The sequence below is a fragment of the Paraburkholderia sp. WS6 genome (assembly GCF_030464835.1).
Classification (GTDB): domain Bacteria; phylum Pseudomonadota; class Gammaproteobacteria; order Burkholderiales; family Burkholderiaceae; genus Paraburkholderia; species Paraburkholderia madseniana.
In genome coordinates this window covers 246,634-266,765 of sequence record NZ_JALQCK010000002.1, presented here as the reverse complement: position 1 = coordinate 266,765, position 20,132 = coordinate 246,634, and the positions used below count along the sequence as shown (strand labels likewise).

Annotated in this window: 17 protein-coding genes and 1 pseudogene; 6 read left to right on the top strand and 12 right to left on the bottom strand. The window is 63.9% G+C overall.

The genetic code is table 11. The features are described from left to right. The first annotated feature begins 126 nt into the window (after positions 1-126). From aepX to M0D64_RS03660, 3 genes are read left to right on the top strand one after another with little or no spacing between them, the layout of a single operon-like run. Entirely contained in the window at positions 127-1,848 is a 1,722-nt protein-coding gene (aepX, locus tag M0D64_RS03670) for a phosphoenolpyruvate mutase (RefSeq protein WP_266256657.1), read from the top strand. Further along, the gene (gene aepY / locus M0D64_RS03665) at positions 1,845-3,011 is read left to right on the top strand and encodes a phosphonopyruvate decarboxylase (protein WP_266256656.1); all 1,167 of its coding nucleotides are present in this window, start codon (positions 1,845-1,847) and stop codon (positions 3,009-3,011) included. The genes aepX and aepY overlap by 4 nt, the downstream gene beginning before the upstream one ends. Positions 3,012-3,023: 12 nt before the next feature. Beyond that, positions 3,024-4,091 carry a 2-aminoethylphosphonate aminotransferase gene (locus M0D64_RS03660; protein WP_266256655.1) on the top strand — a complete coding sequence of 356 codons (1,068 nt, stop codon included), beginning with the start codon at positions 3,024-3,026 and terminating at the stop codon, positions 4,089-4,091. Positions 4,092-4,157: 66 nt separating this feature from the next. Here M0D64_RS03660 and M0D64_RS03655 read toward each other — a convergent pair whose 3' ends face one another. The 4 genes from M0D64_RS03655 to M0D64_RS03640 all read right to left on the bottom strand — a co-directional run bounded on the left by M0D64_RS03655 (position 4,158) and on the right by M0D64_RS03640 (position 7,744). Next, positions 4,158-4,310 (bottom strand): hypothetical protein, encoded by a 153-nt coding sequence (locus M0D64_RS03655; protein WP_166618176.1) that lies wholly within the window; start codon positions 4,308-4,310, stop codon positions 4,158-4,160. 122 nt (positions 4,311-4,432) lie between these two features. Then, positions 4,433-5,137: a PIG-L family deacetylase gene (locus tag M0D64_RS03650; RefSeq protein WP_266256654.1), complete on the bottom strand. Its 705-nt coding sequence runs from the start codon at positions 5,135-5,137 to the stop codon at positions 4,433-4,435. Between the two features lie 185 nt (positions 5,138-5,322). Beyond that, a complete protein-coding gene (locus M0D64_RS03645; RefSeq protein WP_266256653.1) occupies positions 5,323-6,840 on the bottom strand; it encodes a UdgX family uracil-DNA binding protein in 1,518 nt (505 codons plus the stop codon). A gap of 199 nt (positions 6,841-7,039) precedes the next feature. Beyond that, positions 7,040-7,744 (bottom strand): SDR family NAD(P)-dependent oxidoreductase, encoded by a 705-nt coding sequence (locus M0D64_RS03640; RefSeq protein ID WP_266256652.1) that lies wholly within the window; start codon positions 7,742-7,744, stop codon positions 7,040-7,042. 173 nt (positions 7,745-7,917) lie between these two features. On the opposite strand from M0D64_RS03640, the pseudogene M0D64_RS03635 reads away from it, so the two are divergent. Further along, positions 7,918-8,067: pseudogene (locus tag M0D64_RS03635) on the top strand (LysR family transcriptional regulator); the annotation flags it as partial. A 163-nt stretch (positions 8,068-8,230) separates the two neighbouring features. On the opposite strand, the gene M0D64_RS03630 reads toward M0D64_RS03635, so the two are convergent. Further along, a complete protein-coding gene (locus tag M0D64_RS03630; RefSeq protein ID WP_266256651.1) occupies positions 8,231-8,818 on the bottom strand; it encodes an NTP transferase domain-containing protein in 588 nt (195 codons plus the stop codon). A gap of 150 nt (positions 8,819-8,968) precedes the next feature. Between M0D64_RS03630 and M0D64_RS03625 the strand changes: the two genes are divergently transcribed. Further along, positions 8,969-9,538, top strand: coding sequence for a cysteine hydrolase family protein (locus M0D64_RS03625; protein ID WP_266256650.1), 570 nt, complete (start codon positions 8,969-8,971; stop codon positions 9,536-9,538). A gap of 83 nt (positions 9,539-9,621) precedes the next feature. Here the strand turns inward: M0D64_RS03625 and M0D64_RS03620 are convergent, their stop codons facing one another. The 7 genes from M0D64_RS03620 to M0D64_RS03590 all read right to left on the bottom strand — a co-directional run bounded on the left by M0D64_RS03620 (position 9,622) and on the right by M0D64_RS03590 (position 18,944). Continuing rightward, positions 9,622-11,844 carry a xanthine dehydrogenase family protein molybdopterin-binding subunit gene (locus M0D64_RS03620; RefSeq protein ID WP_266256649.1) on the bottom strand — a complete coding sequence of 741 codons (2,223 nt, stop codon included), beginning with the start codon at positions 11,842-11,844 and terminating at the stop codon, positions 9,622-9,624. Next, positions 11,841-12,854 (bottom strand): xanthine dehydrogenase family protein subunit M, encoded by a 1,014-nt coding sequence (locus M0D64_RS03615; RefSeq protein ID WP_266256648.1) that lies wholly within the window; start codon positions 12,852-12,854, stop codon positions 11,841-11,843. Before M0D64_RS03615 ends, M0D64_RS03620 begins: the two co-directional genes overlap by 4 nt. A gap of 13 nt (positions 12,855-12,867) precedes the next feature. After that, positions 12,868-13,629, bottom strand: a complete 762-nt coding sequence (locus M0D64_RS03610) for a (2Fe-2S)-binding protein (RefSeq protein WP_266256647.1) — start codon at positions 13,627-13,629, stop codon at positions 12,868-12,870. A 370-nt stretch (positions 13,630-13,999) separates the two neighbouring features. Further along, a complete protein-coding gene (locus M0D64_RS03605) occupies positions 14,000-14,683 on the bottom strand; it encodes a Fe2+-dependent dioxygenase (protein ID WP_266256645.1) in 684 nt (227 codons plus the stop codon). Beyond that, a complete protein-coding gene (locus tag M0D64_RS03600) occupies positions 14,680-15,441 on the bottom strand; it encodes a tetratricopeptide repeat protein (protein ID WP_266256644.1) in 762 nt (253 codons plus the stop codon). The genes M0D64_RS03605 and M0D64_RS03600 overlap by 4 nt, the downstream gene beginning before the upstream one ends. A gap of 8 nt (positions 15,442-15,449) precedes the next feature. Then, entirely contained in the window at positions 15,450-17,699 is a 2,250-nt protein-coding gene (locus M0D64_RS03595) for a TonB-dependent siderophore receptor (protein ID WP_266256643.1), read from the bottom strand. A 333-nt stretch (positions 17,700-18,032) separates the two neighbouring features. Continuing rightward, the gene (locus tag M0D64_RS03590) at positions 18,033-18,944 is read right to left on the bottom strand and encodes a LysR family transcriptional regulator (RefSeq protein ID WP_266256642.1); all 912 of its coding nucleotides are present in this window, start codon (positions 18,942-18,944) and stop codon (positions 18,033-18,035) included. Between the two features lie 90 nt (positions 18,945-19,034). Here M0D64_RS03590 and M0D64_RS03585 point away from each other — a divergent pair, with 90 nt between their 5' ends. Continuing rightward, complete coding sequence (locus M0D64_RS03585; protein WP_266256641.1) at positions 19,035-20,123, top strand: zinc-binding dehydrogenase; 1,089 nt, start codon at positions 19,035-19,037, stop codon at positions 20,121-20,123. Positions 20,124-20,132 lie beyond the last annotated feature (9 nt).

Sequence of the window (20,132 nt, the reverse complement as noted above, 5' to 3'; positions counted from 1 at the left end):
GCAACATCAAAAAACCCCAATACCACTTCAACGCCGAATAAAAACGATTTCAGCTATAGTCGCCATTTTCCAGCACCAGCCGGGCAAAAAAGAGCCCCAATAAGCCCGCCAACAGGAGTCAAAAAAATGAACGCCCGCGAACCCGCTTTCATCTCCGCTTCGCGCAGCGCACGCCTGCGCCAGATGCTCATCAGCAACGAACTCGAATTCATGATGGAGGCCCACAACGGTCTCTCCGCCCGTATCGTCCGCGAAGCCGGCTTCAAGGCGATCTGGGGTTCGGGTCTCGCGATCTCCGCCCAATTCGGCGTGCGCGACAACAACGAAGCCAGTTGGACGCAAGTCGTCGACAACCTCGAATTCATGGCCGACGCCAGTGATCTGCCCATCCTCCTCGATGGCGACACCGGCTACGGTAACTTCAACAACGTGCGACGTCTCGTGCGCAAGCTCGAACAACGCGGCATCGCCGGCGTCTGCATCGAAGACAAACAATTCCCGAAAACGAATAGCTTCATCAACGGCGAAGCGCAGCCGCTCGCCGATATGGACGAGTTCTGCGGCAAGATCAAAGCCGGTAAAGACTCGCAGTCGGATGAAAATTTCTCGATCGTCGCGCGCGTCGAAGCACTCATCGCCGGCTGGGGGATGGACGAGGCACTGCGTCGTGCGGAAGCCTATCGGCAAGCAGGCGCCGATGCGATCCTGATTCACAGCAAGCTCTCGCGTCCCGATGAAATCCTCGAGTTCGCGCGCGAGTGGGCCGGCCGCGGGCCGCTCGTCATCGTGCCGACCAAGTACTACAGCACGCCCACCGAAGTGTTCCGCGAAGCCGGCATCAGCACGGTCATCTGGGCGAATCATCTGATCCGCGCGGCGACCTCGGCCATGCAAGCCGTCGCCAAGGAAATTCACTCGAGCGAAACGCTCGTCAACGTCGAAGACAGCATCGCGGCCGTCAACGAAATCTTCCGTCTGCAAGACGCCGACGAATACTCGGAAGCCGAAGATCGCTATCTGTCGAGCGGACGCTCGGCGGGCTCCGCCATCGTGCTCGCGGCGAGCCGCGGCAAGGGCCTCGAAGCCGTCACCGAAGATCGTCCGAAAGTCATGCTGCCGATCGCGGGCAAGCCGCTGTTGCGCTGGCTCATCGATGCGTTCAAGAAGCAGAGCGTCAACGACATCACCGTGGTCGGCGGTTATCGCGCCGATGCGATCGATACGGCCGGCATCAAGCTGGTCGTCAACGAACGTCACGCGCAAACCGGCGAACTGGCGTCGCTCGCCTGCGCAGTCGACAAGCTCGCGGGCGATACGGTCATCTCCTACGGCGATCTGCTGTTCCGCAGCTACATTCTGCGCGACCTGGTCGAGAGCGAAGCCGCGTTCAGCGTGGTGGTCGATTCGTCATTGACCGATGCGGAAAACGCCAGCGTGCGCGACTTCGCATGGTGCTCGGCAGCCGACGATCGCGGGCTGTTCGGCAACAAGGTCACGCTGCGTCATGTGTCGAGCGGGCAGGAGGCCTCGTCGGCCATCGCTTCGCAAACGCCGCATGGCCGCTGGGTCGGTCTGCTGAATGTACGCGGCGAAGGACGTGAGCGTTTGCAAGCGGTACTCGGCAAACTGCAGGCGCGTCCGGATTTCGATTCGCTCGATATGCCCGCGCTGCTGAACGCGCTGATCGAAGCGGGTGAATCGATCGAAGTGCAATACGTGCACGGCCACTGGCGCGGTGTGAACGATCTGGAAGATTTCCGTCGTGCCGGCGATTTCGCGCATGCACAAGCGCCGTTCGCGGCGGCGGCCGACAACCGCAAGGGCGCAGCCAGCGGAGCCGCGCAATGATCGAGGCAGCACAGTTCGTCGAGGCGGCGCGTGAACGCGGCTTCGATTGGTATGCAGGTGTACCGTGCTCGTATCTGACGCCGTTCATCAACTACGTGTTGCAGGATGAGTCGCTGCATTACGTCTCGGCCGCCAATGAAGGCGATGCGGTCGCGTTGATCGCGGGCGTCACGCTCGGCGCGCAGAACGGCCGGCGCGGCATCACGATGATGCAGAACTCTGGCCTCGGCAATGCCGTGAGTCCGTTGACCTCGCTCACGTGGACCTTCCGTCTGCCGCAGTTGCTGATCGTGACGTGGCGCGGGCAACCCGGCGTCGCGGACGAACCGCAGCACGCGCTGATGGGCCCGGTCACGCCCGCGATGCTCGATACGATGGAGATTCCGTGGGAGACTTTCCCGACCGAAGCCGACGCGATCGGCCCGGCGCTGGATCGCGCGATTGCTCATATGGATGAAACCGGCCGGCCGTACGCGCTCGTGATGCAAAAAGGCAGCGTGGCGCCGTACGAGTTGAAAGAAGGCGCCGCCAGCGCTCGCCGCGTGCCGGTCGCGCCGCGTTCGCAATTCAGGAACGTCGCGGCGAGTGAATTGGCTTCGCGTCACGACGCGCTGCAGAAAGTCATCGCGCACACGCCGCTCGAATCGACGGTGGTGCTCGCGTCGACCGGTTTTTGCGGCCGCGAGCTCTATGCCATCGACGACCGTCCCAACCAGTTGTACATGGTCGGCTCGATGGGTTGCGTGACGCCGTTCGCGCTGGGTCTGGCGCTTGTGCGTCCGGATCTGCACGTGATCGCGCTCGACGGCGACGGCGCCGCGCTGATGCGCATGGGCGCGTTCGCGACGCTCGGCGCGTACGGCCCGTCGAATCTCACGCACGTGCTGCTCGATAACGGCGCGCACGACTCGACCGGCGGCCAGGCGACGGTGTCGTCGCAAGTCTCGTTTGCGGGTGTGGCCGCGGCTTGCGGTTACGCGTCGGCGGTCGAAAGCGACGACGTCAACGTGATCGACGAGCTGTTCGAAACCGCGCCGTCGCCTCATGGTCCGCGCTTCGCACGACTGGCGATTCGCCGCGGTACGCCCGATGGCCTGCCGCGTCCCACTATCACCCCGCCCGATGTGAAGACGCGCCTTATGCGCCACATCGGCGCCGCTTAAGGAGTGCGCTCGATGCTGCTGCTCAATCCCGGCCCGGTGACGCTCACCGAACGCGTCCGCAACAGCCTGTTGCAAACGGATCTGTGCCACCGTGAAAGCGAGTTTTTCGATTTGCAGGAAGAGGCGCGCACGCGTCTGGTCGATCTATACGATCTCGACGCAAGCGAATGGCAAGCGGTCTTGATGACCGGTTCCGGCACGGCCGCCGTTGAAAGCATGACCGCCGCGCTGGTGCCGCAAAACGGCAAGCTGCTGGTCGTGGAAAACGGCGTGTACGGCGAGCGTATTTCGCAGATCGCCACGCAATACGGCATCGCGCACGAGTCGCTGAAACACGACTGGATGCAGGCGCCGGATCTTGCGAAGATCGCCGAACGCCTCGACGCGGACAAAGCGTTCACCCACGTCGCCGTGATTCATCACGAAACGACGACCGGCCGTCTGAACGATCTGCAGGCGCTCGGCGCGCTGTGCCGCGAACGCGGTCTGCGTCTGCTGGTGGATGGCGTCAGCAGCTTCGGCGCTGAAGCGATCAATTTCGCCGACGCCAGTCTCGACGCCGTTGCGGCGACCGCGAACAAGTGCCTGCATGGCGTGCCGGGCGCGTCGTTCGTGCTGGTGCGGCGCGCGGCGCTCGCGCAGGCGGCGAGTCGCACCTACTACCTGGACCTCGGGCGCCTCGCGCGTTTGCAGGATCAGCGCAATACGCCGTTCACGCCGTCGGTCCATGCGTATTACGCGCTGGTCGAAGCGCTGCGCGAACTCGCCGACGAAGGCGGCTGGCAAGCGCGCCACGCGCGTTACGCGGCGCTCGCCGAGCAGGCTCGCGCGGGCCTGGCGGAGCGGGGCATCGGCAGCGTGTTGCCGCCGGAGCAGTCGTCGGTGGTGCTGCGCGCGTATCGTTTGCCGGACGGCGTGGCGTATCCGCAACTGCACGACGCGCTGAAGGCACGCGGCTTCGTCATTTATGCCGGTCAAGGCGGGTTGTCGGCCGAACTGTTCCGCATCTCGACGATGGGCAACATCCACGCCGCCGACATCGACCGTCTGCTGCAAGGTTTTAGCGAGCTGACGCGCTAAAGCACGCGATCAGTCGCGCGTGCTGTCATGGTCCGGTAGTGATCCGGTAATACGCGCGCAGTGCCGTCACACCGGGTCTTTGTCCGGCGGCCCATCGGGCCGCTGGGGCTCCTCGGCGTGATGACCCGGCGACGGCGGGACGAGCGGATCGGCTTCCGGGTCCCGGTTCGGATCGGCGTTCGGGTCGGGAATCGGGCTGGTATGCATGTCGTAGCTCATTGCATCACCTTTGAGTTGAGAGGCGAACGGAAAGCGGGGGCGGTACGGCCGCTGGCGGTCGAACTCACCTGCACGCCGGCCGTTTCCTTCTAGCGTAGGCGATCCAGCACGCCGCGCACCCCTTACTTTTTCCTGCGGCGCCCCACGCTCAATTGCCAGTAGTGTTCGGTCGCGAAAACGTCGTCGTAATTGCCTGCGCCGAAGGCGCGTAGCTGGCTTGCGTAAGCGTTCACCGCTTCGCGTTTGAGCTGCGTGCGGCGCGGAAGATCAATCGTGTGGCCGACGCTCGGATAGGCCGGCGTCGCGACGATGCCGCGTTGCGCGAGGTCGGCGAGCCGCGCCTGCACGACGCCGGGCGTGCGGCGGTGGATCGCGTCCTCATAGGCAAACCACGTGAGATGCGACAGGCGCGGCAGGATTTCGCAGCAGGCTTCGAATACCAGCACATGATCGTCATGATGCAGGCCGAGCGGCATGAGCAGCGTGTTCGCGGTCGTGCGGTAGATGGTCTCTTCAAGCACGGCCGCCAATTTGCTGATCGACGGCGAGTCCATGTATTGGCTGCCGCGAAACGGCATGCGTAGCGGAATCGCGTCGAGCACTTCCAGCGCGAGGTTGTCTTCGAGCGTGCGGGCGTGGACGGCCTGATGGGCGCTCGCAAAACCCGATTTTTGATCCCATTCGGTATGCATTTCGTGCTCGGGCGAGGCGGCGAACACCGTGCAGACCGCGGCGTCAGGATGGGCGGCGAGTAATGCGCCGCAACTGAAGACGGCGTCGTCGAAATGGGGTGAGACGATGAAAAGGCGTGGACTGGTTTCGCTCATGGGACATGGGGTAGTTTCGAAACGCGCGGGCCGCATTCGAAGCTTCGATATTACGCGCGACAAACTTGCTGGATTGGCGGCGTCACATCAGCTTAGGCGGAATCGGCGCGGTTTGTGTAACCGGTGTGATCGACGCAAACTGCATGCCTGGGCGGGCCGGTTCTGCTGTGGGTTCCCGCAGAGGCTCACCGTTGTGCATCTAGCCTATCCCGAACATGCTCACCTTTAACGGGCGCGCTGTTTCCCGCCAGCGCCGCCGCGCGGCTGAACGCCGCCGCGATGGTCGCCACGATGTCGTCGCGCAACGTGGCGTCGGCCATTCCTAGTGCATACGACGGATGCCAGGTCGGCACGATCAGGCGGCCGCCGTGAGCGATGGTTTGCCCGAGGTATTCGGACAGATTGACGTGCGGGCCGGTCAGTGTTTGCAACGCCGTCGCGCCGAGTGCGACGATGACGCGTGGCGCGACCCGCGCCAGTTCTTTTTCCAGCCAGTACTGGCAAGCCTCGATTTCGCGCCACACGGGCGTGCGATGGACGCGCTGCTGGTCGAGCGTTTCCCATTTGTAATGCTTGATGGCATACGTCAGATACAGCGCCTCGCGCTCCAGCCCGGCGCGCGCCAGCACGGTGTCCAGCAGTTGACCGGCCGGCCCGGTGAAGGGCTCGCCGTGCTGGTTCTCGTGTTCGCCCGGCTGCTCGCCGATCACCATGATCGCGGCAGACGCGGGCCCGGCGCCCGCAACCGCCTGTTTCGCGTTGCGCCACAACGCGCAGCGCCGGCAGGTGGCGAGCGGGCCAGTGGGTTCCCGCAAGGGGGGCGTCACGGCCGAATACTCGATCGGCGGCATGGGCGGAACGGTGACGGCCGCGCTTTGCGCGCCGAGACGGCTGCGTTCGCGCGCGAGGTGTGCGGGCAGCGGTGGACCCGCGGGCGGCCTTCTCCAGTAGCGCAGCGGCACCGGCGACGGCTGGGCATTGAAGGCATGGCAGTAGTACGCGAGCCAGAGCGCTTCCGTGGGGGTGCTGGTGATGGCTTCGCCGGTCATGACGTTGGCCGCTAATACCGGCGCGGCTTGCTCGCACTCCGCCACCAGTGGCCGGTCGATGCGCAGCAGCATGCCGTTCCAGAACACCGCGCCGTGCGGCGTGGCCAGCATCCACGTGGAATTGCCCGTGCGTTTGGCGAACCGCTCGGCGGCACGCTCCAGCAAGTCGTGATGCGGCTCGTACCAGCCGACGAATTCGGGCGGCTCCATCGACGGATCACGCCGTCTGAACAAGGTGAGTGTCAGCAGATCCTCGGTTTCGCGCTCGATAGTCCGGATGCGTCGATCCAGCAGCGCGCCGTCGGGGTCGTCGAGATCGAGAACGTTGCGCTCGCCGCGCGTCCAGCGCCATAGGACGCGGTACAGCAGCGCCCAACGGTCCGGCGCACGGAAGCACGCCGCCGTTTTCAGCCAGGAGAGCAGTTCGCGGGGAATCGCAGGCGCGGCGAGGACTGGGGCAGGGCTGGCGGCGATTCCTGTCTCGGAGGCGCCTGCCGTGGCGAAGGCGGACTCAGTAGCCAGCACGCCCGGCGCGCCGGCTTTACCTTCAGACTCAACCCACTCGATCTGCGAGGGCTCGACACCTTGCTGCAACAGCACCCGCGCGGCGCGCCGCCATATGGCGAAAGACGGTTCGATCGAAATGCGTTTCATGCCGACGCGCCGTGGATGCGCGCATGGAGATGCGCGTACCTATGCGGCCAAAATACTGTATGGATATACAGTATGCGCTAAAACGCCGGCCTGGATCAAGTCGGCCGGATCAAGCCGATGCAACGGGCGCGCATTATTGCAGCAGGGGAAGAGACATGTCCGCAAGCAGACAGACAGGTATTGCGCGTTACGCGGCACATCACCAGGGAACGACCCTTCCGAGGTAGTCAAGGTAATGCAGGCCGGCGCGCCCTTCATAAGCCTCGATCGTATTGACCAGGTTCGGAATGCTTTCCTCGATGGTCAAGCGCGCCGTAGGACCGCCCATGTCTGTCTGGACCCATCCAGGCGCCATCAGCAGGAGGCTGCGCGGATACTCGGCGCTGCGCGCCGCGAAGGTCCGCATGAACATATTCAGTGCGGCCTTGCTCCCCCGGTAGACTTCGTAATTCGCGTTGGTGGCATTCGTGATGCTGCCTTGCCCCGAAGACATGACACCGATCGTTCCAGTCGGCGGGACGAGATCCTGAAACGCGTCAATGACTCTCATCGGACTCAGCGAGTTCGTTACCATCACTCGCACAAATTCCTCGGTCGAGACGTCCGCGATCGTTTCACCACCATCGTTTACGACGCCTGCGTTCACAAAGAGCACATCGATACGCCGATCTGCAAGGCGGGCGCGCAACGCTGCGATCTGTTCCGGAATCGTGATATCGACCGTTTCTACCTCGAGCGCGCCAGCGGAGGCTTCCGCGACCTGCCGAAGTTTGTCGGTCGATCCAGTTCGCACGGTGGCGATGACCTGATAGCCGCGCTTCAAATACTGCTCGATCATCGCAAACCCAAGGCCGCGGGAGGCGCCGATCAGGAGGACAGTTTTCTGCGAACGTGTGTTTTGCATTGGCATTCCCGGTAAACGAAGCCGCTCCCGAACCTGAACGTAACTAGAGCGATCCTCTTAGGTAAATCGTTCAAACCAATATAGCGATACGCAGGGAATGGCGGAAGCTGCGCTGAATGCAACTAATATCTGCATCAGACGCCCTATCTCATCTCTGCTGACTACGATTAAAAATGCCTGAACCGGACCTCAATCTGCTTTTCGCGCTCGATGCGTTGCTTGCCGAGAAAAACGTGACGCGCGCTGCCCGGTCGTTGCATTTGAGTGCGTCGGCAATGAGTCGCACGCTGACTCGCCTTCGTGCCGCGACCGGCGATCCATTGTGGCATCCTCGTTTGGAGAATGACCCGGTTCATCGTTGGCTTCGGCAGCTCGTTCTCAGAATGTGCCGTCAGCAGGTGTCACAAGGCATGTGATCAGCCTGGACGTTCGGTCCCACCCACTCAATTCCCGCGCCGGTTTGTCCACGGCACTGTCGCGCTCGAGCTAAACGTTGCGCAGATCTTCCGGCGTATCCACGTCGCGCAGAATCCCGGGATCGTCGACATCCAGCCGCATTACTCGCTGCGAGGTCAACAGCGCGCGTGCGCCGGTGTCGCCGTCGAGTGCGATCAATGCGTCCCGATGCTCGATGCCGAAGCCGACCGGATGGCCGCGCTGGCCCTGATAAAACGGCGCGACGATCGAAGCGCCGCTGTCGAGTGCACGGGCCACTTCTTCGATCGTCGGGGTGGCGATGCGCGGCATATCGGCAAGCGCGACGATCCAGCCCTCGGCGTCGTCGCTGGCTTCGATGCCGGCGGCGAGGCTTGCGCCCATGCCACGATTGGCGCTCTCGGCGAACACCACGTCGCAGCCGGCGTCGTTCAGCAGGCGCGCGAGGGCGTCCGAGCCCGGCCGCACCACGGCCAGCACACGTGAGACAACCCGTAGCAGCCGGTGCGCCGCTTCGTGCGCGACGGGCGTGCCGTCGGGCATCTGCGCGAGCAGCTTGTTGTGCAGGCCGTCCGGGTCGAAGCGGGAGCCGAAGCCGGCGGCGAGCAACACGCCAGTAGCGAGCGAGGCGTAGGCCATGGGCGGGCACCGATAGGAAGGACGTGCCCGATTGTGCGATGCAACGCATCGGCAGGCAAGCGCCAATGCATGGGCCGATGTGTGCCGTCATGCGCGGTAGTGCCCGTACAATGAGCCGCTTACCTCACATCAAAGCGAATCTTCATCGCCATGAAGCGACTCGACGACAATGCCGCGCTGATCCTGATCGACCTTCAAAAGGGCATTCAGTTTCCGAAGCTTGGCCGCCGCAACAATCCCGACGCCGAACACCATCTCGCGGCCTTGCTCGCCCATTGGCGCGACACCGCGAGGCCTGTCGTGCACGTGCGCCACATTTCCCGTGAGCCGGACTCGGTATTCTGGCCGGGGCAAAGCGGCGTCGAGTTTCAGACGGCCTTCGAGCCGCGCGATAGCGAGCATGTCGTCGAAAAAAACGTGCCGGATGCGTTCGTCGCGAGCGGGCTCGAACGCTGGTTGCGCGCACGGCAGATCGCTCAAGTGGCGATCGCGGGCGTGATCACGAACAATTCTGTCGAAGCTACCGCGCGTACGGCCGGTAACCTCGGCTTCACCACGCTGGTGGCGAGCGACGCAGCCTTTACGTTCGACATGCGCGATCTGAACGGCCGCTTGTGGGCGGCCGAGGATATTCACGCGCTGTCGCTCGCAAATCTCGCGATGGACTATGCGCAGATCGCGACCACCGCCGAGATCGTCGGCTGCGCGTCACGCATTTAGCACGCCCTCAGCGATTCGGTCCACGCATGCGGCGCAACCGTACCGCGTGCGTGGCGGTTCTTATCCACTGCCACGTACCCGCCTCACACCTGCATCGTCCCCATCACCTTGTCGAGCGTCACCGGCAGATCGCGCACGCGCACGCCGGTCGCGTGATACACCGCATTCGCGATGGCCGCCGGCACGCCGGTGATGCCGATCTCGCCGATGCCGCGCACGCCGAGCGAGTTGACGTACGGATCAGGCCGATCGATAAACGCAATGTCGAGCGAACCGATGTCGGCATTCACCGGCACGTGGTACTCGGCGAGATTCGCGTTGGTGAAGCGGCCATAGCGCGTGTCGAGCGAGGTCTCCTCCTGGAGCGCCGCTCCCACGCCCCACACGATGCCGCCCAGCATCTGGCTGCGCGCGGTTTTCTGGTTCAGCACGCGCCCCACGTCATAGACGCCGACCACGCGCGCCACGCGAATCGTGCCGAGGTCCGCATCGACATGGACTTCGGCAAAGACTGCGCCAAACGAGTGAAGCGAGTACTTCTGCCGTTCATCGCCGGGTTTGGCCGTCGCGGTGGCTTCGATCGGTTTGCCGCCTGAGCGCGCGATGATTGCCGCCGCCGGATCGCGCTTCGCCGGTTGTGAGCGGCTCATGACCCAACCGTTTTCCACCGTGATGTCGTCGGGCGCGATGCCGTGCACCGGCGAGGCTTCGTCGGCGAGCGCCAAGGCGATCAACTGGCTGCGCGCCTGGCTTGCGGCTTCGCGCACGGCGGGCGAAACGCTCGCCGCCGATTGCGAGCCGCCCGATCCCGGCGCTCTCGGCAGCGACGAATCGCCGAGCGCGAAGTGGATGTTTTCCGGCGCGAAGCCAAGTGCGTCGGCGGCCACTTGGGTCATCACCGTATAGGTGCCGGTGCCGAGGTCCTGGGTGCCGGAGGCGACCATGGCGCTGCCGTCCGGCAGAATCCGTGCGATGGCTGCGGCTTCGCTGCGGTTGGCCGGATAGGTGGCCGTTGCCATGCCCATGCCGATCAGCGTGTTGCCGTTGCGCATCGAGCGTGGAGCGGCGGTGCGCCGCGACCACCCGAATTTCTGCGCGCCGATCTGATAGCACTCGCGCAAGGACTTGCCTGACCACGGCTTGTTTTCCTGCGGATCGGCATCGGCGTAATTCTTCAGGCGCAGCGCTAGCGGGTCCATCTTCAACGCTACAGCGAGTTCGTCCATCGCCGATTCGAGCGCGAACGAGCCAGTTGTCTCTCCGGGCGCGCGCATGAAAGTCGGCGTGCCGAGATTCATCGGCACGATCCGGTGCGTCGTGATCTGATTGGGCACCGCGTACAACATGCGCGTGACCATGCAGCAGGTCTCGGTCCAGTCTTCGAACATCGACGTGTTCGAAACACTGTCATGGCGCATCGCGGTCAGTGTGCCGTCGTGCCGCGCGGCAAGTGTGAAATGCTGCTCGGTACGTGGCCGCGCGCCGACAGAGCCGAACATCTGCGGCCGTTCGAGCACGAGGCGCACCGGGCGCCCGGTCTGTTTCGCCGCCATCGCGCACAACGATACGTGCGACCACGACGAACCCTTGCAACCGAAGCCCCCGCCGATAAACGGCGAAATCACGCGCACGTCGCCGGGCGACATGCCGAAGGTTCTGGCGACCGCCTGCGCCGCATTGCTGACGCCTTGCGTCGAGTCGTAGAGCGTGAGTTGCGGGCCGTCCCAGTGCGCCATCGTGGCGTGCGGCTCCATCGGGTTGTGATGCTCGATCGGCGTTGTGTAAACGGCATCGACGTGGACTGGGCCGCTGCGCAACCCGTCCTCGAAGTCGCCGCGTTGCGTGTCGGTGGTGCGGCCTTGCGGTTTGTCGGGCGCATGTCCGTTCGGCTTCGCTTGCGTGAAATCGAGTACCGCGGCGCTGCTCTGATAAGTGATGCGCAACTGGCGCGCGGCGTCGGTGGCATGTTCCAGCGTATCGGCAACCACCACCGCGACCGGCTCGTTGTTGTAGTGAATCTGGTTGTCCTGCAGCAGCGACAGTCGCCTGCCTGCCGGCGACGCCAACGCGGGCTTGCCGCCGTTCGGCAGGCGTGGCGCGTTCTGATACGTCATCACCAGCAGCACGCCTGGCAGCGCCTGCGCGCGGCTTGCATCGATCGACGCAATCGTGCCGCTTGCAATCGTGCTGGTGACCAGCACCGCATGCGCGAGCCGCGCCTCGGGGAACTCGGCGGCGTAGCGTGCTTCGCCGGTGACTTTCAGCAGACCGTCGATGCGGTCGAGCGGTTGACCAATCAGATTCATGCGACACCTCCGGTGCGGCCCGCGGCCAGATTCACTGCGCGTAAGATCGCGCGTTGCGCGAGCTGCACCTTGAACGCATTCTCGTGCTGTGGTCTGGCATCACGTAGCGCGGCGGCTGCGGCCTCATGCAACCTCGCCTGCGTGAGCGGCTGGCCGTTGAGCATCTGCTCGGCCGCACTCGCGCGCCACGGTTTGTGCGCGACGCCGCCCAACGCGATGCGTGCGGTTTTCACGTGGCCGCCGTCCATCTGCAACGCGGCGGCCACCGAGACCAACGCAAATGCGTAACTGGCCCGGTCACGCACCTTCAGATAGTGAGCGTTCGCGCTGAACAAGGGTGGCGGCAAATCGACGGCGGTAATCAACTCGCCCGCCTGCAAAGTCGTATCGATATCGGGCCGGTCACCGGGAAGCCGATGAAAGTCAGCAAACGGAATCGTCCGCTCGCCTGCGGGTCCGCTTATGGGTCCGCTCACGCGCACGACGGCGTCGAGCGCAGCGAGCGCGACGCTCATATCCGACGGGTTCACGGCGATGCATTGCGGACTCGCACCGAGAATCGCGTGCGTGCGATTGTGGCCTTCGAGCGCCGCGCAACCACTGCCTGGTATGCGCTTATTGCACTGCGTGAAGGCGGTGTCGTAAAAGTAGCCGCAGCGCGTGCGCTGTAACAGATTGCCGCCCACGGTCGCCATATTGCGCAGTTGTGACGACGCACCCGCCAGAAATGCTTGCGTCAGCAACGGGTATTGTTCGCGCACCAGCGCATGATTGGCGGCATCGCTGTTGCGCACCAGAGCGCCGATGCGGATGCCGCCATTGGGCAGCGTGGTGACCGTATCGAGTCCGCTGATGTGCGTGATATCGATGAGCCGCAGCGGCCGCGCCACGCCGCCCTTCATCAGGTCGAGCAGATTGGTGCCGCCGCCGATGAACACCGCACCCGGTTGCTGCGCCGCGCGCACGGCGCCGGCGACGTCGCCGGCGCGTTCGTAAGAGATCGCATCCATGCTGGTCGCTCCGTCAGGCGTTGTGGCGGTTATCGCTGCCGCTGGCGGTGCTGCCACTGCCGTTTGCAACGTTCTGCCCACCGCCTTCATGCACGGCGCGCACCGCAGCGACGATATTCACGTACGCGCCGCAGCGACAAATATTGCCGCTCATGCGTTCGCGGATCTCGTCGTCGGAAAGTTGTGGAGGCCGGCTGCGGACATCGGCGGTCACGGTGCTGGCCGTGCCGTTACGGAATTCGTTCAGCAGGGCAGTCGCGGAACACAACTGCCCGGGCGTACAGTAGCCGCACTGGAACGCATCGTGTTCGATGAAGGCCCGCTGCAACGGACTCGGCACGCCGTTGCTGGCGAGTCCTTCCACCGTCGTGATGTTCTCGCCTTCATGCATCACGGCGAGCGTCAGGCAGGAATTGATGCGACGGCCGTCGGCGATCACCGTGCATGCGCCGCACTGTCCGCGGTCGCAGCCTTTCTTGGTGCCCATCAGGCCCGCGTACTCGCGCAGCGCATCGAGCAAGGTCACGCGCGGTTCGAGTTGCAGCGTGTAAGCGCGGCCGTTGATCGTCAGCGTGACCGGACGGCCCGGCACAGGTGAACGGACCTCCGCAGGCGGCGCGGCCGGGGTGGGTGTTTGTGTTTGCGCGCGCAGATGCGGCGCCGCGCCGACAGTGGCGGCCGCGGCCGCCGACTGCAGAAAGCGGCGGCGCGACGGTTGGGGTGGCGTGGTGGCGGGCGCGTCGCCCGAATCCTGACGTTCGTTCTTCGTGGACATGAAGGTCTGCTGGCTCCATTGAAAGGTCAATGCAGGCTGGCGACGTGCGGATGCCGACATGCGGGTAACCGACGCGCGGATACCCGCACGTTGGCATCCGAAGCATCGTGGCCTAACTCATCGTTCTCAGCAATTTCGGTGCCGTTGCGAATGCAACGATATGCGGACGCGGCGCAACGGGGTCCGCTGCGACCCGGCTATCGAGTCACGGCGAATCGGATCGAATCCTTGCGAGCGCAACCAGAAACGTAGCGACGCGCGTCAACCACGGACGTTGCGCTTAACGAACGGGAAAGTAAATATGCGGAAGTGCCTTCTTTCTGCGTGCAAAAAGAAAGACTGTTTTGCGTCGGACGACGAGTCCGCCAGATCAGGCGTCGGCCCAGCGGCGCAGCAGATTGTGATAGATGCCGGTGAGACTTACCACGGTTGCATCGTTCGAACCTTTCTCGGCTGCCAGACGTTGCACGTCGTTGTCGAGTTGAAACAGCATGGCGCGTTCGCCGTCGTCGCGCACCATGCTCTGGATCCAGAAGAAGGACGCGACCCGCACGCCACGCGTCACCGGGCTCACGTGATGCAGGCTCGAAGCGGGGTAGAGCACCATGTCGCCGGCCGGTAGCTTCGCGCGATGCACGCCGTAGGTGTCTTCGACGCAGAGTTCGCCGCCGTCGTAGGACTCCGGCTCGGCCAGAAAGAGCGTGGCCGACAGATCGCTGCGGATGCGGAAGTCGGTGCCGCGCAACTGGCGGATCGCGTTGTCCACGTGCGTGCCGAAACCATCGCCGCCTGCATAGCGGTTAAAGAGTGGCGGAAAGACTTTCAGCGGCAACGCGGCGGAAAAGAAGCGCGGACTTCGGCCGAGCGCGTCCTGAATCGCATCGCCAACCGCGCGCGCGGCGGGGGAGCCTTCGGGCAATTGCTGATTGCGCTTGGCCTGCGCCGACTGTTCGCCGGAAGTCGCATTGCCGTCGATCCATGGCGCCGCGTCGAGGATTTCGCGGCATTGCGCGACTTGTTGTTTGCTGAGTACGCCTTGCAGATGCAGCATCACGCGCGCACCTCTTCGTTGATCTCTTCATCGATCTCTTTGGCCAGCGCACGAAATGCGGCCACCGGCGAAGCGGCCAGCCACACTTGCATTTTCTCGACGAACGTTGGTGTTGCGGTATGCGGCACACGCCGCAACCATTGCAGCGCGGCATCGATCTCGCCGCGTTCAGCCAGTAGCCGCGCATAGTTGAACTGGCCGCGGAAGTCGCCGCCCACCGCTGCACGACGGTAATAGTCGAGCGCGATGCTTGCGTCGGCCTCGACTTCCCAGCCGTCCTCGTAAAAGCTGCCGATAAAGTTGATCGACTTAACGTGACCTATTTCGGCGGCACGCCGGAACCACACCAACGCTTGCGCACGATCGCACGCCACACCATTGCCGAGCGCCAGCGCTGAAGCATAGTTGTACATCCCCCAGTCGAGTCCGGCCTGCGCTGCGAGGCGGTACCAGTAGACCGCTACCGGCGCGCACGCGGTGGTTCCCCAACCGTGTTCATAGCAACGGCCCAACATGTTCATCGCCATCGGATGATCCTGCCGGGCCGCGTGCTTGAACCAGGTCAACGCTTCCTCGGCGTTCCGTTCCACGCCATGGCCGTCGAGCAGATATTGTCCGTACACCGCCTGCGCTTCGACGATGCCGTTATGCGCGGCCGCCGCCACCCACGCGGCAGCTTTGGCCGGCGGCCCGGAGAAAATCGCGGCGAGCTCGTCATGCGACACGCTCGCCAACGCCTTCAGCGTTACCTGTTCCGTCATGCCCGTGCTTAGTAATGCGCGTTGAGCGTCAGGAAGGCGGAACGGCCGGCTGCGATCGACGCGTAGTGCGCCGGATACGCCTGGTCGTAATACGTCCGGTTGAAGATGTTCTGCACGTTCAGTTGCAGATCGACCTTCTTGTTGATGCGGTACGTCGCCATCCCGTCGAAACGCCAGTACGACGGCACCGCACGCAGGTTCGCCGTGTCGCCGTACACCTGCGACATGTAGAACGCGCCGCCACCGATCGTAAACTTCGGCAGCACATCGTAGTTGGTCCACAGGCTGATGCTGTTCTTCGGCGTATTCGGGAACTGGTGGCCGTTATCCGAGGTGGTCTTGCCGTTGTCGCGCAACTGGCTCTTCATGTACGTGTAGCCGCCGAACACCTGCCACTTGTTCGTCAACTGACCGGCCACGCCGAATTCGAAGCCTTGCACGCGCTTGTTGCCGACCATCGCGTATTCGTTGTTCGGCAGCGTGACGCGGGCGTTGGTCGTATCGATCTGGAACAGCGCGCCCGTCAGCGAGAGGTGGTTGTCCAGCACATTCCACTTGGTGCCGAGTTCGACGCTACGGTTCTTTTCCGGGGCTAGCTGATCCGCGTTCGCACCGACACCGTTGCGACCCGGTGTCAACGATTGCGTTTCGCTGCCCTGGCCGAGCAGGGCGCCGGCCGGCGTCGACGAGGTTGCGATCGACGCATACACGCTGCCGTTCGAAGCCGGTTTGAAGACGAGCCCGAACTGGTAGTTGAACAGCGTGTCGTCGCGCGAGGTGCGCTTGCCGCCGTTGGCCACCGTGTTGCGGAAATCGGTGGAGTAATCGTCGACGCGCAAGCCGACGTTGGCCTGCCAGCGTTTGGTGAGTTCGATCGTATCGAACGCATACAGCGATTTGGTGGTGGTGCGCTGCTCGCTCGGATCGTTCGTTTGCTTGACCGAGCCGGCCCACGGGTCGTTCGGATTCGGTGACCACAGGCTCGTGCAGTTATAGCCCGACGCCGCGCCGATGCCCTTGGTCTTGCAGATCGCACCGGTGGCCGTTGCGACGGTGTACGAATCATTCACGCTGGTTTCGCGCGACAGTTCGATGCCGGTGGTGAAGCTGTGTTTCAGGAAGCCCGTCTTGAACTCGCCGAACAGTTCGGTCTGGTTCGCGAGGCTATAGACGTCGCTGGCACGCGTATTCGCGCGGCGCCACACCATGCCGTTCACGACGTTGCCCTGGCTGTCGTCCGGCTGCGTCCAGATGTAGTCCTGAGTGGACTTCGTATAACGCGTGGTGTTGCGGACCGTCAGATTGCTGTTGATGTCGTGCTCGATGCGCACGGTGCCGACGTCCGAGGTCGTCTTGCGGAAATCCCGGTCGATCAGGCCGTAAAAGTTATGCCGGTCCACATTGGCCGGATAGATCGTATTGACGTTGGCCGGCTTGTTGGTGGTCGTGTAGAAGTACGGAATACCGCTGTCGGGCAGGTCGTCGGTGGAGAGGTGGTAGTAGCTCGCCGTGACGCGGGTCGGCGTGCCGAGACCATAGGTGAACGACGGCGCGATGCCCCAGCGCTCGTTGTTGACCGCGTCGCGGCCGGCCACGTCGTTGTTGTGGCTCATCACATTCAGGCGGAAGGCCGCGTGATCGGCCATCTGCCAGTTGCCGTCGGCAGTGAAGCGGCGGTAGCGGTCGGTGCCGAGGCCCGCGCTGCCGTCGGCGGAATTGCCCAGATGCGGAGTCTTGGTGATTAGGTTGATGCTGCCGCCCGCGCCGCCGCGACCACCGTAGGCGCCGTCCGACCCCTTGGTCACTTCCACGCTTTCGATGTTGAACACTTCGCGAGTGGTCGCGCCGATGTCGCGCATGCCGTCGACGAAGGTGCTGCCCTGGGCGTCGTAGCCGCGAATGAACGGCCGGTCGCCGAGCGGGTTGCCGCCTTCGCCGGCGCCGAACGTGATGCCCGGCACCGTGCGCAGCGCTTCGGTCAGCGTCGAGGCGCCCGTGCTTTTGATCAACTCCTGCGGAATCACGGTCACCGACTTTGGCGTATCGACCAGCGGCGCGGTGAATTTGACCGACGCCGAGTGGTCGGTCTTGAAGCCGTCGTCCGCCTGGCCTTGCACGGCGATCGGCGCGAGCTGGCTTTCCTTGTCAGGCGGCGCCGTGCCGGCCGTGCCCTGCGCGAGCGCGGGACCTGCCGCCAGCATGCTGCACAGCGTCGTGCTGATTTTGCCGAGCTTCGGTTCGTCGGACCGCAACTTCATTTTTATCCCCGTCATGAGTGCTGGTGCCCGGATGAACAACGCATTCCTTACCCAGGCATTCCATATTTATTACAAAATGGTTTCGGCGTGCATTCTATGCAATCTGGCTGTAATTGAGAAGCGTTCTCATCAAAAATCTTTGGTCGTGGAATTGGGGTGCGTGCCAATTCGTGGAGTTGGCTGTCTGATAGACGATGATGGTTGCAGATGTAGTGGGTTTGACGGCTGCTACTGGCGCGGAGATGACTGCCTGTGCGTCAGTCTTGCGAGCGGCTTTTATAGCGCGTGATGCGCATTTTCTGATCGAACGGCGGACCGTGCCAGCCCGATTTCCTACTGTGTGGCCAACTCGGCCAGCATCTCCCGCAGCCACACGAGCGCCGGATCGGCCTGGTTACGCGGATGCCAGCCTGCGCACAACGTGAAGCCGCGCGCCTCGAAGGGCAGCGCAAAGGTGTCGAGCCGGTCGAGGTAGCGTGCTGCGAAGCGCGACGGCAGCGTCGAAACGTAGTCGGTTTTCGACAGCAACTCCGGCACCAGCGCGAAGTGCTGGAGCGACAGCGCGACGCGCCGTTCACGGCCGAGTTCGTCGAGATGCTCGTCCATGAAGCCGTGAAAACTGCCGCCGCTGGTCGACACCAGCACGTGATCGAGCGCGCAGTAGGTGTCGAGATCGAGTGGGGCGTCGCCGCGCGGGTGGCCCTTGCGCTGCACGAACACGAAATGCTCGTCGTAGAGCTTGCGGACTTTCATCGACGGCGGAATCATCCGGTCGGAACCGAGCAGCAGGTCGATCTCGCCGCTTTCGAGCCGGGACGCGGCGGTGGGCTGATCGCCGATCACGAACGCCACGCGCACGCCCGGCCCCGCCGACGCCGGCAAGCACTCCATCAGGCGCATGCCGAGTACCGCGGTGGCGTTGTCGTGCGCGGCAATCACGAAGCGCCGCGTATCGGTATGAGGATCGAAGGCAGGCTGGTGGCGCACCACCGCTTCGAGATTCTTCAACGCGGCATGAAGCGGCTCCATCAACTCCAGCGCCCTGGCCGTGCGCGTCATGCCGCGGCCGGTTTCGGCGGGCAGCAGCAGCGGATCGCCGAAGATCTGCCGCAAACGCGAAAGCTGCGTGGAGACGGCCGGTTGCGTCAGATGCAGCCGCTCGGCCGCACGCGTGACGTTCGACTCGGCGAGCAGGGCGTCGAGCGAAACCAGCAGATTCAAATCGATACCGCGGAGATCAATCATGTTGATAGGTCGCATATGAGTAATTGATTTCCAGAATACGTACCGCGCTACTACAGTTCAAGCACCGAAACGAACTGAAGGAAGCTCAACATGAAAGCCTGGATGCTCGACGAACCCGGCAAGCCGCTGGCCTTGCGCGACGTGAGCCAACCGCAACCGCGCAGGAACGCCGTGCTGGTGCGGATGGAGGCGGTGCCTCTGCTCAGTTACACGCGTGAATATGTCGAAGGGAAGTTGCCCTACGCGTATCCGCCGACGCCGTTTTCGCCCGGCACCAATGGTGTTGGCCGGGTCGTTGCTGTCGGCGAGGGCGTGGTGGCATTTCGCGCCGGTCAACGCGTTGCCGTGAATCCTTACTGGATTGCCGACGAAACGGTGCGCGAGCCGGCGCAAGCGCTGTTAGGGCTCACCGCTATTAGCGCCGACAGCGGGGCGCTGCTGGCTGAGTTTCCGCACGGCACCTTACGCGAAGTAGCCGAATTCCCTGCGTCAACGCTGATTGCACTGGACGGTCTGGATGGAATCGATGCCGCACGTCTCGCGGTCCTGGCGAAGTTCGCGGTGCCCTTCGGGGGTTTGCGACGCGGCCGTCTGTCGGCGGGCGAGACGGTGGCGGTCAACGGCGCAAGCGGTTACTTCGGCTCGGCGGCCGTGCTTGCGGCGCTGGCCCTCGGCGCGAGCAAGGTCGTCGCGCTCGGCCGGCGTCCGGAACCGCTGCAAGCGCTGGTCGAGCAAGGCCGCGGGCGGGTGGTCCCCGTCGTACTGAGCGGCGATGCCGCGCAAGACATAGCGGCGATTCGCGCCGCAAGCGGTGGCGGCGCGGACCTCGCGTTCGACATGGTGGGGCAGGCCACGGACGCAAACGCAACCCTGGTCGCATTGCGCAGCCTGCGCCGCGGCGGGCGACTCGTGCTGATGGGCAGCATGCAAGTGGACCTGCCGATTACCTACAGGGAGATGCTGCTGAACAACTGGGAATTGATCGGCCACTTCATGTACACGCGCGCTGACTATCGCGCGCTGGTTTCGCTCGTCACGTCCGGGCAGATTCCGCTCGCGGCGGTCGAGTTGAAGTCGTATCCGTTTGCTGAACTGGAGGCGGCCATCGACGCCGCCGGCCGTATGTCCGGTCTGCAATGCACGGTCGTGGACGCCAAGTCGCCGCAAGCGTGGAGTTGAGTGTGTAGC

Coding starts and splice junctions, on each gene's coding strand:
- aepX (WP_266256657.1), top strand. CDS start 127: ATGAACGCCCGCGAACCCGCTTTCATCTCCGCTTCGCGCAGCGCACGC.
- aepY (WP_266256656.1), top strand. CDS start 1,845: ATGATCGAGGCAGCACAGTTCGTCGAGGCGGCGCGTGAACGCGGCTTC.
- M0D64_RS03660 (WP_266256655.1), top strand. CDS start 3,024: ATGCTGCTGCTCAATCCCGGCCCGGTGACGCTCACCGAACGCGTCCGC.
- M0D64_RS03655 (WP_166618176.1), bottom strand. CDS start 4,310: ATGAGCTACGACATGCATACCAGCCCGATTCCCGACCCGAACGCCGAT.
- M0D64_RS03650 (WP_266256654.1), bottom strand. CDS start 5,137: ATGAGCGAAACCAGTCCACGCCTTTTCATCGTCTCACCCCATTTCGAC.
- M0D64_RS03645 (WP_266256653.1), bottom strand. CDS start 6,840: ATGAAACGCATTTCGATCGAACCGTCTTTCGCCATATGGCGGCGCGCC.
- M0D64_RS03640 (WP_266256652.1), bottom strand. CDS start 7,744: ATGCAAAACACACGTTCGCAGAAAACTGTCCTCCTGATCGGCGCCTCC.
- M0D64_RS03630 (WP_266256651.1), bottom strand. CDS start 8,818: ATGGCCTACGCCTCGCTCGCTACTGGCGTGTTGCTCGCCGCCGGCTTC.
- M0D64_RS03625 (WP_266256650.1), top strand. CDS start 8,969: ATGAAGCGACTCGACGACAATGCCGCGCTGATCCTGATCGACCTTCAA.
- M0D64_RS03620 (WP_266256649.1), bottom strand. CDS start 11,844: ATGAATCTGATTGGTCAACCGCTCGACCGCATCGACGGTCTGCTGAAA.
- M0D64_RS03615 (WP_266256648.1), bottom strand. CDS start 12,854: ATGGATGCGATCTCTTACGAACGCGCCGGCGACGTCGCCGGCGCCGTG.
- M0D64_RS03610 (WP_266256647.1), bottom strand. CDS start 13,629: ATGTCCACGAAGAACGAACGTCAGGATTCGGGCGACGCGCCCGCCACC.
- M0D64_RS03600 (WP_266256644.1), bottom strand. CDS start 15,441: ATGACGGAACAGGTAACGCTGAAGGCGTTGGCGAGCGTGTCGCATGAC.
- M0D64_RS03595 (WP_266256643.1), bottom strand. CDS start 17,699: ATGAAGTTGCGGTCCGACGAACCGAAGCTCGGCAAAATCAGCACGACG.
- M0D64_RS03590 (WP_266256642.1), bottom strand. CDS start 18,944: ATGATTGATCTCCGCGGTATCGATTTGAATCTGCTGGTTTCGCTCGAC.
- M0D64_RS03585 (WP_266256641.1), top strand. CDS start 19,035: ATGAAAGCCTGGATGCTCGACGAACCCGGCAAGCCGCTGGCCTTGCGC.